We start from the raw sequence: 14,572 nt of genomic DNA, 5'->3' as shown, positions 1-14,572 counted from the left end.
CGAAAGGCCGATACGATGACCGCAACGCTGACCGGCACCCTGCAGCACTGGATCAACAACGCCAATTACTCCGCCGACGACCGCACCGGCAAGATCTACAACCCTGCCACCGGCGAGGTCACCCGCCAGGTTGCGCTGGCCTCCAAGGCGACCACCGAGCATGCGATCGCCGCAGCCGCCGAGGCTTTCCCGAAGTGGCGCGACACCTCGCTGGCCCGCCGCACCGCGATCATGTTCAACTTCCGCCAGCTGCTGGCCGAGCGCAAGGGCGAGCTGGCCGCGATCATCACCGCCGAGCACGGCAAGGTGCTGGACGACGCGCTGGGCGAAGTGGCCCGCGGCCTGGAAGTCGTCGAGCTGTGCTGCAACGCCCCCTACCTGCTCAAGGGCGAGTTCTCGCAGAACGCCTCCACCGGGATCGACGTGCAGTCTATGCGCCAGCCGGTCGGCGTCTCGGCCATCATCTCCCCCTTCAACTTCCCGGCCATGGTGCCGCTGTGGTTCTTCCCGGTAGCGATCGCCGCCGGCAACGCGGTGGTGCTCAAGCCATCGGAGAAGGACCCGTCGGCCGCCAACTGGCTGGCCGAGCTGTTCACCGAGGCCGGCCTGCCCGAGGGCGTGCTGAACGTGGTGCACGGCGACAAGGAGGCGGTGGACACCCTGCTGACCGATCCGCGCGTGAACTCCGTGTCCTTCGTGGGTTCCACCCCGATCGCGCAGTACGTCTACTCCACCGGCACCGCGCACAACAAGCGGGTGCAGGCCTTTGGCGGCGCGAAGAACCACATGCTGGTGCTTCCGGATGCCGACCTGGACCTGGCCGCCGACATGGCGGTCAACGCAGGCTTCGGCGCGGCCGGCGAGCGCTGCATGGCGATCTCCGTGGTCGTCGCGATCGACACCATTGCCGATGAGCTGGTGGCCAAGATCGCCGAACGTGCCAAGACGCTGCGCGTGGGCGATGGCACCCGCGGCTGCGACATGGGCCCGCTGATCACCGGCGAGCACAAGGCGAAGGTGGCCGGATACATCGAGGCCGGCATCTCCGCCGGCGCGGACCTGGTGCTCGATGGCCGCACCGGCACCGTGGACGCCGATGGCGAGGGCTTCTTCCTGCACCCGACGATGTTCGACCGCGTGGGCACGGACATGTCCATCTACACCGAGGAAATCTTCGGTCCGGTGCTCTCGGTGGTGCGCGTGGAGAGCTTCAACGAGGGCATCGAGCTGATCAACTCCTCGCCGTACGGCAATGGCACCGCGATCTTCACCAACGACGGCGGCGCGGCCCGCCGCTTCGAGGACGAGATCCAGGTGGGCATGGTCGGGGTCAACGTGCCGATCCCGGTACCGGTGGGCTACCACTCCTTCGGCGGCTGGAAGGCCTCGCTGTTCGGCGACCAGCACGCCTACGGCCCGGAGGGCTTCAAGTTCTTCACCCGCAACAAGGTGATCACCAAGCGCTGGCTGGATCCCAGCCATGGCGGCATCAACCTCGGCTTCCCGCAGAATGACTGATACCCATGACTGAACCACTGGCACAGCCACTGACGCAGGGCGTTTCCGCAGCGGATATCGCCGCTGGCCAGCACGCCTACGAGCTGGACCGCAAGCACGTCTTCCACTCCTGGCAGGCCCAGGGGCCGTTCGCCCCGATGACCATCCTGAAGGCCGAAGGCTCCTGGGTATGGGACGGCGAGGGCAACGCGCTGATCGACCTCTCCAGCCAGCTGGTGAACACGAACATCGGGCACCAGCACCCGAAGGTGATCGCCGCGATCCAGGAGCAGGCCGGCAAGCTGGCCACCATCGCCCCGCAGCATGTGAATGATGCGCGCTCTGAGGCGGCCCGGCTGATCGCCAAGCACACCCCCGGGCAGCTGGACAAGATCTTCTTCACCAATGGCGGTGCCGATGCAGTGGAGCATGCGGTGCGCATGGCGCGGCTGCATACCGGCAAGCACAAGGTGCTCTCCGCGTACCGCTCCTACCACGGCGGCACCCACCTGGCGGTGAACCTCACCGGGGATCCGCGGCGCTTCGCCTCGGACCACGGAACCGATGGGGTGGTGCGCTTCTTCCCGGCCTACCCGTACCGCTCCTACTTCAATTCGAGCACCCCCGAAGAGGAAACGCAGCGGGCGCTCAAGCACCTGGAAGACACGATCCTGCTCGAAGGCCCCGGCACCCTTGCCGCGATCATCCTGGAGAGCATTCCGGGTACCGCCGGCATCTACCTGCCGCCCCCGGGGTATCTGCAGGGCGTGCGCGAACTGACTAAGAAGCACGGCATCGTGTACATCGCCGATGAGGTGATGGCCGGCTTCGGGCGCAGCGGGAAGTGGTTCGCGGTGGACCATGCCGGCGTGGTGCCGGACCTGCTGACCTTTGCCAAGGGCGTGAACTCCGGCTATGTGCCGCTGGGCGGGGTGGCGATCAGCCCGGAAATCTTCGAGACCTTCCGCGAGCGGGTCTACCCGGGCGGGTTGACCTATTCGGGCCACCCGCTGGCCTGCGCGGCGGCGGTAGCCACCATCACCGCGATGGAGGACGAGGCCATGGTGGAGAACGCCCAGCGCTTGGGCGAGGAAATCATCGGGCCGCGCCTGGCGCAGTTCGCGGCCGAGCACCCGAGCGTGGGCGAGGTGCGCGGAACCGGCGTGTTCTGGGCGATCGAGCTGGTGAAGAACCGGGAAACCCGCGAGCCGCTGGCCGCCTATGGAGGCAGCAGCCCGGAGATGAACCAGGTGGTTGCCGCCGCGAAGGCCGCAGGGCTGCTGCCCTTCGCGAACTTCAACCGGCTGCATGTGGTGCCGGCGATGAACATCGAGGATGAGGTGCTCATTCAGGCGCTGGATCGCCTCGAGCAGGCCTTGGCCGTCGCCGACACGTTCGTTCAATAGCCCCGATCTGGCAGGACAGCTCAGCTGTCCTGCCAGTTCTGCATTCAAAGGAGATCGAGATGACTACCGTGGCGACCAGTCCAGTGCTATGCGCCCATCCCCGGGCCTCGCTCGATGAGCAGGACCGCAAGCAGGCCAGCGTGGACCGCTCCGGCTATGTGCCCCCGACCTTTGCCGACGGGGTGATCTTCGCGCAGGACATCGATGATGTGGTGCTGGCGATGCAGTTGGCCCACAAGCATGGCGCCACGATCGTCCCGCGCGGGGCCGGCACCGGGCTGGCGGCAGGGGCCAGCGCCGAGGCCGGGCAGATCGTGCTCGACTTGTCCCGGATGGACAAGCTCCTGGAAATCGATCCGGTGGAAGCCACCGCGGTGGTGCAGCCCGGCGTGCTCAATGCGGCGGTGAACCAGGCCGCCGGCGAGCACGGGCTGTTCTACGCCCCGGATCCTGCCAGTACCGCGATCTGCTCGATCGGCGGCAATATTGCGACGAATGCCGGCGGCATGTGGTGCGCCAAGTACGGGGTGACCCGCGAGTCGGTGCTCAGCTTGCTGGTGGTGCTGCCCGACGGGCAGCTGCTGCGTACCGGGCGGCGGACCATCAAGGGCGTGGCCGGCTATGACATGAATGCGCTGATGATCGGTTCGGAAGGCACCTTGGGCATTGTGGTTGAAGCACTGCTGCGCCTGCGCCCGAAGCCCAAGCACACCTCCACCTTAGTCGCCTACTTCCCCGATGAGGATACCGCGGCAAAGGCCGCCTCGGCGGTGATCGCCGAACGGCTGGCCCCCTCGGTGCTGGAGCTGATGTGCGGCAAGACCCTGAAGGCAGTGGATGCGGCGCTCGGAACGGATCACGAAGCGCGCGGCGGCGCGTTGCTGCTCGCGCAGACCGACGGCTACGGCGCGCAGCTGGAAATGCAGGCCTTGCAGGATGCGATCGCCCCGCTGGCCGCGCACATCGAGATCGCCACGGACCAGGAGCAAGCACAGGCGCTGATCGAAGCCCGGCGCCAGGCGATCCCGAGCATGGAGCTGCTGGGCACGGCCTCGATCTGCGATATCGGCGTGCCGCGCAATCGCTTGGCCGAAGCCTTCGCCGGCCTGCAGCGCATCGAGGATGAACGCGGAGTATCGATCTTCACTATCGCCCATGCCGCCGATGGCAACCTGCATCCGATCATCGTGGTGCCTGAAGGCCAATCCATCACCAGCGGCGCACCGAAGGCCGCGCTGGGAGACATGTTCCACCTCGCCAAGTCCCTGGGCGGCACGCTCACCGGCGAGCACGGCATCGGTTTGCTCAAGCAGGATTGGCTGGCCCAAGAGCTGGGCGAAACCTCGCTTGCGCTGCAGCGACGGGTGCGCGCGGTGTTCGATCCACAGGGCATCTTGAACCCGGGCAAGGCGATTTAACCCTAGAAGTCATCCGCTGACATGGGTAGGGTAAATACATGGATGAGTATCTACCGGTGGACTTCAGCCTTCCTCTCGTGTCGCTGGCGGCTTCTGTGATCTTCTTGCTGATCGGGTTGCCCTTGATCATCCACGCCCTGATCCGACGCAAGGGCTTCACGCGCCTGCGTGACGGGGAGCAGACTTATGCGCGACGCGCATCCATCCGCACCGAGTTCATTTCTGCCGGTATTGCTGTGGTGGCAACGGCCATCTGCCTGGTCATGGGCATCACCGGCTACAACACCGCGATGAGCAACCTCGTGGCGAACGTCCAGAAGGAATATTCGCCGACCGAGTTGGAGATCAAGTACTGGAACGGGTCGTGGGCAACAGCAGATATCGCCTTTGCCGATGGCACCAGCTACGTGGATGCCCAGATCTCAATGCAGTCTGCCTACCGTCCACTAGTTGAACCGAAGATGACGCTGGATTAGCTGGCAGAGAACTGTCGCCATGATCCAACTCCAGTATGAAATACTGGCCACAGCATATTTTCACGCCGATATCCTGTGGAGGGAAAAGACAATGACCGGAAGTGGTGCGCCAGCAGGCGATCCGTTCCAGCCGCATCTTGAATGGGGTCTGAAAACCTCGTTCGTGAGCTATATTTCTTCCCTCGCCGACGGACGCATTGAAGCTGCCAACGGGGTATGGCAGGCAGGCAACGCGTTGGCGTTCCCCGTCTCCCCCGCTGCAGAGGTACCGGAAAACGAAATCTGGTTCAACGGGCGTGTGTCCTTCTCCGGGCACGGCGGCATGATGAAGCTGGATCTCTTTGAACCGCGCATCGTGAACCATGACGAGAACATCAGCCTCACGATCGACGAAGCCGGCGAACGCGTTGCCATTGCCGAGCTCACCGAAACCAGCGTTTCGAACGCTTTCGGCCTGGTCAAGACCCGCTTCTCGGCGGTGCTCACCGAGGCAGGTTCGAAACTGTTCAACGGCCAGTACCCTGCCGGCCAGCAGATGGAAGAAGTCGAGGTCGTGCTGCGCGGTTAGCAGCTCACCAGCAACAGGGCCCGGCACGAAAGTGCCGGGCCCTTGGCATACCTATCACCCGTGTTCAGTTGCCGGGGCTGGTTTTCTTCCTTTAACAAGGTAGGTTCGGATCATGTCTAGAACTTTCCTGTCGAAGATCAGAATCCTGACTGCGCTGAGCATTGCGATGATGGCTTTGTCTTTCGTCATGGCTCATTCGTGGTTATTGCAGATCCTCACGCTGGGTCTAGGCGCTTCGGCACTAATATCGGTCTTCGCCCGTATATGCCAAATAAGGCGCACAAGTGCCGACAACCAGTCACTTCTGCTTCCCTCGCTCGCCATCACCGCGGCAGGTGCATTCATCTTCCGGTTCTTTATCTTGTGGGCGACATCCAGGCCTGCAAGGTACGCCGACTACATGCCCGAGAACGGTGTACCGATCACGAATGGAATTGCATTGAACACACAATTCTTCCAGTTGCTATCCATGGGATTGATCGTGCTCTTGCCGATCGCGTTCTTCGTCCTGCTGATGGTATTTTTTCGTGGAAAGAACATCATAAGCCAAGTGAGTACCGCCAACTAGGGCGCGTACTGATATTCGGGGCTTCAGGATTCCCGGGAGAATTCTGAGGCACGCAATACCTGCTCTTCACTTAGTGCCTGGCCGGTGTACTTCTGAAACTGCGCCGCGGCCTGCAGGGCGATGACTTCTGCCCCGGTAATCACCTGCTTGCCAGCAGTTCGTGTTGCGCGGATCAATGGTGTTTCACTTGGGAAAGCCACCACGTCGAAGACGGTTCGTGCGGCTTCAATCTGCTGGGTGCTAAATGCGTGCTCCTCAGACTGGGCTCCGTCCATGCCCAGCGGCGTTACGTTCACAAGAATCTCGTGTCCTGGAGCCGGGTCAGCACTGGTAAATCGGTAACCGTATTTGTCAGCTAAGGCTTGGCCGGAAACTTCGTTACGTGCCAGCACCGTCAGGTCGTTGAATCCGGCTTCGCGGAAGGCGGCCACGACGGCCTTGGCCATTCCTCCGGAGCCTCGGACAAGCACGGAACTTTCAGGATCCAGCTGGTGGCGTTCGATGAGCGTCGCGATCGCCTCGAAGTCGGTATTTGAAGCAACCAGTCGCCCGTTGGTATTCACGATGGTGTTCACCGAGTCGATTGCCTTGGCCGAAGGCTCAATCTCATCGACCATGTTCATCACGTCTTCCTTGAACGGCATGGATACCGAACAGCCACGAATGCCCAAGGCCCGGACACCAGCGATGGCACCAGCGAGGTCTTCGGTCGAGAAGGCCTTGTAGATGAAGTTCAGCCCGAGTTCTTCATACAGGTAATTATGGAACCGGGTGCCGATATTAGATGGTCGACCAGATAACGAAATGCATAGGGTCATGTCCTTGTTCAAAATAGGCACGCGTTACTCTCCAAATACTGTCGTCGGTTCACTTCCCAATATACGTGGCGATACGCGGCCGATCCTTTCATGAACCGGCAATGGCGACTATCGTCTTGGCCTATGAGCAACGAACTTGATGACGGCCCGTTCTTCCACGGCACCAAAGCCGCGCTGCACCCCGGGGATCTGCTGTCCCCCGGTTTTCCCTCGAACTATCGTCCCGAAATCATCATGAACCACATCTACTTCACCGCACTTGCCGATGGCGCGGGGTTGGCCGCCGAAATTGCGGCCCTGGAGGGGACCGCCCATGTCTATGAAGTGGAACCGACCGGGGCGTATGAAAATGACCCGAATGTCACCGACAAGAAATTCCCGGGCAACCCCACGCGCTCCTACCGCAGTGCGCACCCCGTACGGGTGATCCGTGAAGTCCACGATTGGACCCGGCTGTCGCCCGAAGCCTTGCAAAGCTGGCGTGTACGCATCGCAAGGATCGCCGATGACCCCACTGCCGAGATCATCAACTAGCCTTCGCACGCAAATAGGCGGTGCCCGATGCCTGGATAGGCACCGGGCACCGCCGGGGAATGCTGGAGAACGCAGTCTCCGTCAGCCCTTGATGATCTGTGGCTGGGCCAGGGACTTCAAGCCGTCAATACCGAATTCCAGGCCGTAACCGGACTGCTTGGCGCCGCCAAATGGAATGCGCGGGTCGATGGTGCCGTGCGAGTTGATCCACACGGTGCCTGCCTGGATCTGCGCCGCGACTTCCAGTGCCTTCTCGCGGTTGCTGCTCCATACCGAGGCTCCGAGCCCGACTTCCAGGGCATTGGCGTGCTTGACCGCTTCGGCCGTGTCCTTGACCTTGATGATCGGCAGGGCCGGGCCGAATTGCTCCTCGACCACCAGCGGGTTGCCCGGGTCGATGTCGGCAATGAGCGTGGTCGGGTAGAAGTAGCCGGCCGCGTTTTCATCGGGGTTGGCACCGAGCAGCACCTTGGCACCGGAATCCACGGCATCCTTGACCAGGGAAGCGACGATGTCGTACTGGGCCTTGTTCTGCAGCGGGCCGAGCACGTTGTTCTCGTCGAGGCCGACACCCATGGGCATCTGCGCGGCGACGCCGGCCAGTGCATCGCACACCGCGTCGTAGATCGATTCGGGCACGTACAGGCGCTTGAGCGCGGCACAGGTCTGGCCGGTGTTGATGAAGGCACCCCAGAACAGGTCTTCGGCGATGGCCTGCGGATCGGCGTCTTCGAGCACGATGCCGGCGTCGTTGCCGCCCAATTCCATGGTCAGGCGCTTCACGGTATCGGCCGAGGAGCGGATGATGGCCTTGCCGGTGCGGGTGGAGCCGGTGAACATGATCTTGGCGATATCCGGATGGCCCGAGAGCCTCTCGCCGACCTCGCGTCCGCCAGCCACGATCTTCAGCACGTCTGCTGGCAGCACTTCGTTGAGCACGTGGACCAGGGCCAGGACCGAGAGCGGAGTGTATTCGCTGGGCTTCATCACCACGGTGTTGCCCATGCGCAAGCTCGGGGCCAGCTGCCAGATGGAGATCATCATGGGCCAGTTCCACGGGCCGATGGCGCCCACTACGCCCAGTGCGCGGAAGTGCTTGGCTGCATAGGTTTCGCCGTCGTCCACGACCACTTCCGGCTCGATTTCGTAAGCGGTGGCGGCGCGCAGCCAGGCGGCTGCTCCCCCGACCTCGAAGCGCGCATTCGGCCCGTTCAGCGGCTTGCCCTGCTCACGGGAGAGCAGCTCGGCGAGCGCTTCCGCATTGGCTTCGATATTGTCCGCGGCCGCATTAAGCACGCGCTTGCGCTCGTCGTGGCCCAAGGCATCCCAGGCCGGCTGGGCGGACTTTGCGGCGGCAACGGCCGCGTCGAGATCGGCGGCACTCTGCTCGGCAACACGGCCAACCAGTTCACCGGTTGCCGGGTCCAGGATTTCGGTGCCACCGGTTGCTGGCTGGATCGCATCCAGCAGTTCTTGGGCGTTTGCGTAAGCCATCTTTGAGCTCCTTGGTACTGAGTTGTTAGGTGACGGGAAGTTCTTCGGCCATCGGTGCACGCCGTTTGGACGAGCGGATGACCAGTGCCAGCACCCATGCGATGAGGCCAGGCAGGATCACGATGCCTTGCAGCACATAACCGAGCATTCCCGGTTCTGCCATGCCAAGCAAGATTTCGAAGTTGATGACGATTTGGGCGAAGACATAGACCAGGGCGATGCCCGAGACCAGCGGAGCGATCATCCGGGTTATCAGGGATTCTCCGCTGCGGTTCGCCTTGAAGTATCCGATGACGGCAAAAGAGGTCAGTGCCATGAGCAGCACCAGCCCGTAGGCCGCCGAGTTGGTCATCCAGGTGAACATCGTGAACACGACATACATCGGATCCTTGCCATGCGAGATCACCGCGAAGACGGCGATAACCGCCAGTCCGAGGGTGGACTGCGCCAGCGAGCCTGCAACGGGGGCGTGGGTGGTGCGCGAAGTCGCGGCAAGGAACTTCGGCAGCGCCCCGCCGCGGCCCATGGAGTAGAAGTAGCGGGCAATGACGTTGTGGAAGGCCAGCAGCGCGGCGAACAGGCTGGTGATGAACAGGATGTTGGCCAGATCGACGAACCAGGCTGGCGCGTTGGCGCCGAAGAACGCGAAAATCAGGTCGGGGCCGAATTGTGCCGAAGCGCCGATGACGTTCGAGGCGCCTTCGCCGACAGCTACGGCGAAGGCCGAAAACGCGTAGAAGCAGGCGATGATGACGACCGCGATCATCGTGGCACGCCGGGCGGTGCGTGCTGGATCCTTGACCTCTTCGTTGTAGATGGTTCCGGATTCGAAGCCCATGAAAGCGGCGATGGTGAAGGCCATGACGGCGCCCATGCCCGGTGCGATGGCGTCAGCCATGTTGAAGGATGCGGCCGGCTGCGGCGCTTCGGGAGCCAGCACGAAGGCCATGATGTTGTAGACGATGACCACGAGGAATTCTGCGGCCACGACGATGCCCAGGATCTTGACGGAGAAGTCGACCCGGTTCATGCCCAGGAAGCCGACAACTGCCCACGCGGCCAGGGCCATGGCCCACCATGGGATGGCGGTGCCGAAGGAGGCATTGGCAAAGGATGCCGCGGCGAATCCGAACATGCCGTAGATGCCGATCTGCATGAGGTTGTAGCTGACCAGGGCGACCATTGCCGCTCCCACGCCCAATGCCCGTCCCAGCCCCTGGGCAATGTAGGCGTAGAAGGCGCCGGCGTTCGGGATGTAGCGGCTCATCGCGGTGTAGCCGATGCTGAAAACCAGCAGGATGGCACCGACCATGAGGAAGGACAACGGCACGGATTCCATGCCGGTCACCGCGTAGTTGGTAGTCACGCCGCCAGCCACGGCGGTTAGCGGTGCGCTGGCGGCAATGATCATCACGACCAGAGCCGGCACCGTCAGTGTGCGTTGTTCGAGTCCCATTCGATCCCCCATTTGCCGAGTGCTTGGATATCAGCATCGCCCAAGTGCTCGGGCTTGTCCTTGGCATTGAGTGCAGGACCATTGGCTCCGCGTGCACAAGAGTGTCCTGCGCCTCAGCCGGCGCAGCGGTATTTGCCCGGGGTGGAACCGAATTCCTTGGAGAACATGCGGCTGAATCCGGCCGCATCGGCAATCCCGACCCGGGACCCGATGGCTTGGACGGGCAGTTCGGCCAGCAGCGGGTCGCGCAGCAGGCGCGCGGCTTCGTGCATCCGCAGATGGCGGATCAATGCGGCAACACTGAGCGGCTGGTTCTCGAAAAGCGCGTGCAGGCTGCGCACGGACATGAAGTGGGCGGCAGCGATGCGTGCAGGTCCCAGGTCGGGATCATCCAGGTGTGCGCCGATGTAGCTGGTGGCCAATTCGCGCTGCCGCTCCTTGGCATCGCCATGGCACTCGGCGCCAAGCGCCCCGCCCAGGGCAGTTGCCAGCAGGTCCACGGTATTGCGCGCCAGCTGGTAGCCGCCGAATTCATCCCATTGGGACAGATTGGCGCCAAGATGGCGCAGCAGCGGGGCGACGGTTCCCGATAGCGGGTGGGTTTGCCTCAGGGCGACGGCGGTGAGCTGGCCGACCTGTTGCTGGGACAGGCGGAAAAGACCATGGGGAACCAATGCGACGAGCACCGACGCCGGCTTTTCAAAGGCCAGGGTGTAGGGGCGCTGCGTGTCATAGATCGCCAGGTCCCCTGGGGCCAGCAGGGTCTCGCGACCGTCTTGGATCAGCAGCCCGTAGCCATCGAGCTGGTAGGAGACCTTGTAGAAATCCCCGTCGCCGCTGGAGGTGAGGTTCTCGGTTCGTTGCACTGCGTGGGGTTTGGCATGTATGCGCATCAAACCGATATCGCCGAGCATATTGGCACCCAGCGTGGCGGTGAAATGGCCGCTGGAAATCTGCTCGCTTTGCAGCCTGACGAAGGCGTCGGAAATGAGCCGCGACCACGCGGTGAACGAATCGACGTGCTGAAGTTGGTACATGCTTGCCTCCCCATTGAAGCCCATCAACTGTGTCGGGCATCACGAATGAGAGTACGCCGAGCGAGGCGAAAAGTCACTATTTTCTTCGCGCGGAGAATATCCGCCTAGCTCTGGGGGTGCAGGCGGCGCAAGGCATCCAGGCGGTATTGCAGCTGCGCTTCGAGCGACTCGGCGGTGTTGACAGCTTCATCGAGCACGCTGCTGGCCTGAGCGCCCATCAGGAAATTGATCATCGAGTCGCGGGCAACACGCGCCGCGGGATGCTCCGGACCCAGCAGCTGCCCAAGCCACTGGTCGATGAGCTCGCGCCACCGGTCCATGGTTTGCGCATTGACCGCAGCCAGCGCACGGTCGCCGAGGGCCAGATGCCAGAAGTGCACAGCAATGCGGGCTTCATTGCGCCGCAGCTCATCAAGCGGGAGCACTTCGCGCGAGAACGCCTCCAGCGCACCCAGCCCGGCTTGCCCCTGGCACATGCGGGCGATGCGCCGGTCAGTAGCCTCGGCCACGTAGCGGAACGTGGCAACCAGCAGCGAATCGCGCGTCGGGAAGTAGGGCTTGAAGGCGCCATTCGAATAGCCGGCTGCGGCCGCCAAGTCACGCAGATTCAGCTTCTCGATGCCTTCGCGGGCAATGAATCGCCAAGTGACTTCGACAATCTCCCGGCGACGCTGATCATGGTCCACGATTTTCGGCATGATTCAAGATTAGCGAAAAACAATTTATTTCAGGCAAGGGCTTGCGTCACATTGGCCCCGTCCGTATTCTCTACAACTAGAGAATAATAAATGCCGCAGATCACACTTCAGTGCCGAAGGAGCCACTCCCATGCCAATCACCACCACCACGGATTTCACCCTGCTCAGCGAAGCAGAGATTGCCACCGCCAAGGAATTGCTGGTCAGCCACCAGCTTTTCACCGAGAACACCCGCATCGCCTACATGGGCCTGGAAGATCCACGCGCTGACCGCCCCGGACGTTTTGTCCGCGTCATGCTCATGGACAAGCTGGCCAACTCACCCAAGGACGTCGTCCTGGACTTGGGCGCGCAGGCCGTGCACTCCCGAATCGACCTGGATCCGGCCAAGGTGGGGCAGATGCCCGTGCTGCTGGAGGAATTCGAAATGGTGGAGGCCATCCTGGTTGCCGATCCGCAGTGGGCGGCCGCTCTGGCCAAGCGCAATCTGACGCCAGAACAGGTGCGCGTTGCCCCGCTCTCCGCAGGTGTCTACGAGGACGAGTACCCGCAAGAAGCCGGGCGCCGCATCCTGCGCGGCCTGGCCTTCCGCCAGGATTTCGCCGAAGACTCCGCCTGGGCCCATCCCGTTGATGGACTGGTGGTTTACATTGACACCATCGCCGGAAAGATCGACCAGCTGCTGGACCTGGAAGTCATCCCTGTGCCCGAAACCCACGGCAACTACACGGATCCGGAACTCACTGGCCCGGTGCGCACCACCCAGAAGCCCATCGAGATCACCCAGCCTGAGGGCGCCAGCTTCACGGTCAGCGCAGGCAACCACGTCGAGTGGGAGAAATGGTCGCTGGATATCGGTTTCGACATGCGCGAAGGGCTGGTGCTCTACAACATCGCCTTCAACGATCGGGGCACCGAACGCCGCATCCTGGATCGTGCGTCCATCGCGGAAATGGTAGTCCCCTACGGGGACCCTTCCCCGGTGCGCAGCTGGCAGAACTACTTCGACACCGGCGAGTACCTGATCGGGCGCCTGGCCAACTCGCTGGAGCTGGGCTGCGACTGCCTGGGCGAAATCCACTACATCTCCCCTGTGGTCACCGACGCCGATGGCAATGCGCAGAAGATCACCAACGGCATCTGCATGCACGAGGAAGACGCCTCGATCCTCTCCAAGCACGCCGATGACTGGTCAGGCGTGAAGTACACGCGCCGCAACCGCCGCCTGGTGATCAGCTTCTTCACTACCGTGGGCAACTACGACTACGGCTTCTACTGGTACCTGTACCTGGACGGCACCATCGAATTCGAGGCCAAGGCCACCGGCATCGTGTTCACCTCGGCCATGCTCGACGAGCGCTACTCCTCGGAAATGGCGCCTGGCCTAGGCGCGCCCTTCCACCAGCACATCTTCGGCGCCCGGCTGGACTTCGCCCTGGACGGCGGACCCAGCCGCGTCATCGAAGAAGAAGCCGTGCGCCTGCCCATCAGCAAGGAGAACCCCCGGGGCAACGCCTTCACCCGCAGCCACACGGTGCTGGCTACCGAGAAGCAGGCAGTACGCGATAGCAATCCGACCGCCGGCCGCACTTGGGTGGTGACCAACCCGGATTCGAAGAACTACCTCGGCAAGCCGGTGGGCTACAAGCTGATGTCCCAGGGACTGCCGACCCTGCTGGCCGCCGAAGGATCCTCCATCCATCGTCGCGCAGAATTCGCCTCCAAGGCCCTGTGGGTGACCAAGCGGGAGGACGGCCACCGCTATCCAACCGGTGACTTCGTGAACCAGAACCCGGGCGTTGACGGCATTGGCTCGTGGATCGAGGACGACAAGAACATCGACGGCGAGCAGATCAGCCTGTGGCACACCTTCGCGTTGACCCACTTCCCGCGGACCGAGGACTGGCCGATGATGCCTGTGGACACCGTTGGCTTCACCATCCGTCCCGAGGGCTTCTTCGACCGCTCCCCTGTCCTTGATGTTCCAGCCCCGGTCCAGCACGGCTGCTGCGCCACCAAGGAATCAGACGGTTGCTGTGGCAGCGGCGACTAGCCACGCGGCCAGGGTGCCGGCCGGACACATTGCCCTGGGAGCCGCTTCGCTGGGCCTGGCCGCAACCCACCTGCTGGTTCTGGCACTGATGCCGCACTCCTTGTGGTGGAACCTGGCATTGCTTGCCATGACCTTGTGGTGCATCAAATGCTCCTGGTGCGTGCTGCGCGGCGGTTCTCCCCTGCGCCTGCTGGTGATGAGCGCGCTCATGGGCACCTCCCATGTGGCGATGGTGATCGGCATGCCGTGGTTTGGCGGCCATCACGCGTCCCACGCTGCGCACGGCGCCCAGCATGCACCGGTGATGCTGGGAGTTGCGGCCGCCGAATTCCTCCTGATGTTCGGCGCGGCTTGGCTCAGCCGCCATTTCCCGGGACGGGCGCATCAATTCACTAGCGGCAAACCGGTCGCGGTTCCCGCATGACCAGGCCCGGTCTTCGAAGCAGTGCTTTGCTGTTTCGAAGGCCGGGTTTCGGCTTGGCTTCGGGACCTTGACAACCCCGAGCGGCGCAGGCTTAGATGAGTAATGAATCACATTCAATTTGTATT

14 protein-coding genes are annotated in these 14,572 nt (G+C 62.9%); 9 read left to right on the top strand and 5 right to left on the bottom strand.

Annotated elements, in window-relative coordinates; genetic code table 11:
* Positions 1–15: 15 nt before the first annotated feature.
* The 6 genes from CQ012_RS14190 to CQ012_RS14165 all read left to right on the top strand — a co-directional run bounded on the left by CQ012_RS14190 (position 16) and on the right by CQ012_RS14165 (position 5,933).
* On the top strand, positions 16–1,518 hold the full coding sequence (locus tag CQ012_RS14190) for a CoA-acylating methylmalonate-semialdehyde dehydrogenase (RefSeq protein WP_105662524.1): 1,503 nt from the start codon (positions 16–18) through the stop codon (positions 1,516–1,518).
* A gap of 5 nt (positions 1,519–1,523) precedes the next feature.
* Positions 1,524–2,903, top strand: coding sequence for an aspartate aminotransferase family protein (locus CQ012_RS14185; RefSeq protein ID WP_105662523.1), 1,380 nt, complete (start codon positions 1,524–1,526; stop codon positions 2,901–2,903).
* A 59-nt stretch (positions 2,904–2,962) separates the two neighbouring features.
* Complete coding sequence (locus tag CQ012_RS14180; RefSeq protein WP_105657051.1) at positions 2,963–4,321, top strand: FAD-binding oxidoreductase; 1,359 nt, start codon at positions 2,963–2,965, stop codon at positions 4,319–4,321.
* A gap of 38 nt (positions 4,322–4,359) precedes the next feature.
* Positions 4,360–4,797, top strand: coding sequence for a hypothetical protein (locus CQ012_RS14175; protein WP_105662522.1), 438 nt, complete (start codon positions 4,360–4,362; stop codon positions 4,795–4,797).
* A 19-nt stretch (positions 4,798–4,816) separates the two neighbouring features.
* Positions 4,817–5,365: an HtaA domain-containing protein gene (locus CQ012_RS14170; protein ID WP_105657053.1), complete on the top strand. Its 549-nt coding sequence runs from the start codon at positions 4,817–4,819 to the stop codon at positions 5,363–5,365.
* 112 nt (positions 5,366–5,477) lie between these two features.
* Positions 5,478–5,933 carry a hypothetical protein gene (locus tag CQ012_RS14165; RefSeq protein ID WP_105662521.1) on the top strand — a complete coding sequence of 152 codons (456 nt, stop codon included), beginning with the start codon at positions 5,478–5,480 and terminating at the stop codon, positions 5,931–5,933.
* Between the two features lie 23 nt (positions 5,934–5,956).
* On the opposite strand, the gene CQ012_RS14160 is transcribed toward CQ012_RS14165, so the two are convergent.
* Positions 5,957–6,772, bottom strand: a complete 816-nt coding sequence (locus tag CQ012_RS14160; RefSeq protein WP_105662520.1) for a shikimate 5-dehydrogenase — start codon at positions 6,770–6,772, stop codon at positions 5,957–5,959.
* A gap of 102 nt (positions 6,773–6,874) precedes the next feature.
* Here CQ012_RS14160 and arr point away from each other — a divergent pair, with 102 nt between their 5' ends.
* Complete coding sequence (arr, locus tag CQ012_RS14155) at positions 6,875–7,285, top strand: NAD(+)--rifampin ADP-ribosyltransferase (protein ID WP_105662519.1); 411 nt, start codon at positions 6,875–6,877, stop codon at positions 7,283–7,285.
* A gap of 81 nt (positions 7,286–7,366) precedes the next feature.
* Here arr and CQ012_RS14150 read toward each other — a convergent pair whose 3' ends face one another.
* The 4 genes from CQ012_RS14150 to CQ012_RS14135 all read right to left on the bottom strand — a co-directional run bounded on the left by CQ012_RS14150 (position 7,367) and on the right by CQ012_RS14135 (position 11,970).
* Positions 7,367–8,779: an aldehyde dehydrogenase family protein gene (locus CQ012_RS14150; protein ID WP_105657057.1), complete on the bottom strand. Its 1,413-nt coding sequence runs from the start codon at positions 8,777–8,779 to the stop codon at positions 7,367–7,369.
* Positions 8,780–8,804: 25 nt separating this feature from the next.
* A complete protein-coding gene (locus CQ012_RS14145; RefSeq protein WP_105662518.1) occupies positions 8,805–10,235 on the bottom strand; it encodes an APC family permease in 1,431 nt (476 codons plus the stop codon).
* Positions 10,236–10,348: 113 nt separating this feature from the next.
* Positions 10,349–11,272, bottom strand: coding sequence for an AraC-like ligand-binding domain-containing protein (locus CQ012_RS14140; protein WP_181148814.1), 924 nt, complete (start codon positions 11,270–11,272; stop codon positions 10,349–10,351).
* Between the two features lie 104 nt (positions 11,273–11,376).
* Positions 11,377–11,970, bottom strand: coding sequence for a TetR/AcrR family transcriptional regulator (locus CQ012_RS14135; RefSeq protein WP_105657060.1), 594 nt, complete (start codon positions 11,968–11,970; stop codon positions 11,377–11,379).
* 130 nt (positions 11,971–12,100) lie between these two features.
* Here CQ012_RS14135 and CQ012_RS14130 point away from each other — a divergent pair, with 130 nt between their 5' ends.
* Both CQ012_RS14130 and CQ012_RS14125 read left to right on the top strand, forming a co-directional pair.
* Entirely contained in the window at positions 12,101–14,023 is a 1,923-nt protein-coding gene (locus CQ012_RS14130; protein ID WP_105657061.1) for a primary-amine oxidase, read from the top strand.
* Complete coding sequence (locus tag CQ012_RS14125) at positions 14,007–14,447, top strand: hypothetical protein (protein ID WP_105657062.1); 441 nt, start codon at positions 14,007–14,009, stop codon at positions 14,445–14,447. The genes CQ012_RS14130 and CQ012_RS14125 overlap by 17 nt, the downstream gene beginning before the upstream one ends.
* Positions 14,448–14,572: the final 125 nt, after the last annotated feature.

Source organism: Arthrobacter sp. MYb214, assembly GCF_002979865.1.
In the GTDB taxonomy this organism is placed as follows: domain Bacteria; phylum Actinomycetota; class Actinomycetes; order Actinomycetales; family Micrococcaceae; genus Glutamicibacter.
Note: the sequence above shows the minus strand (reverse complement) of the source record. Positions and strands in the feature narration are given on the sequence as shown.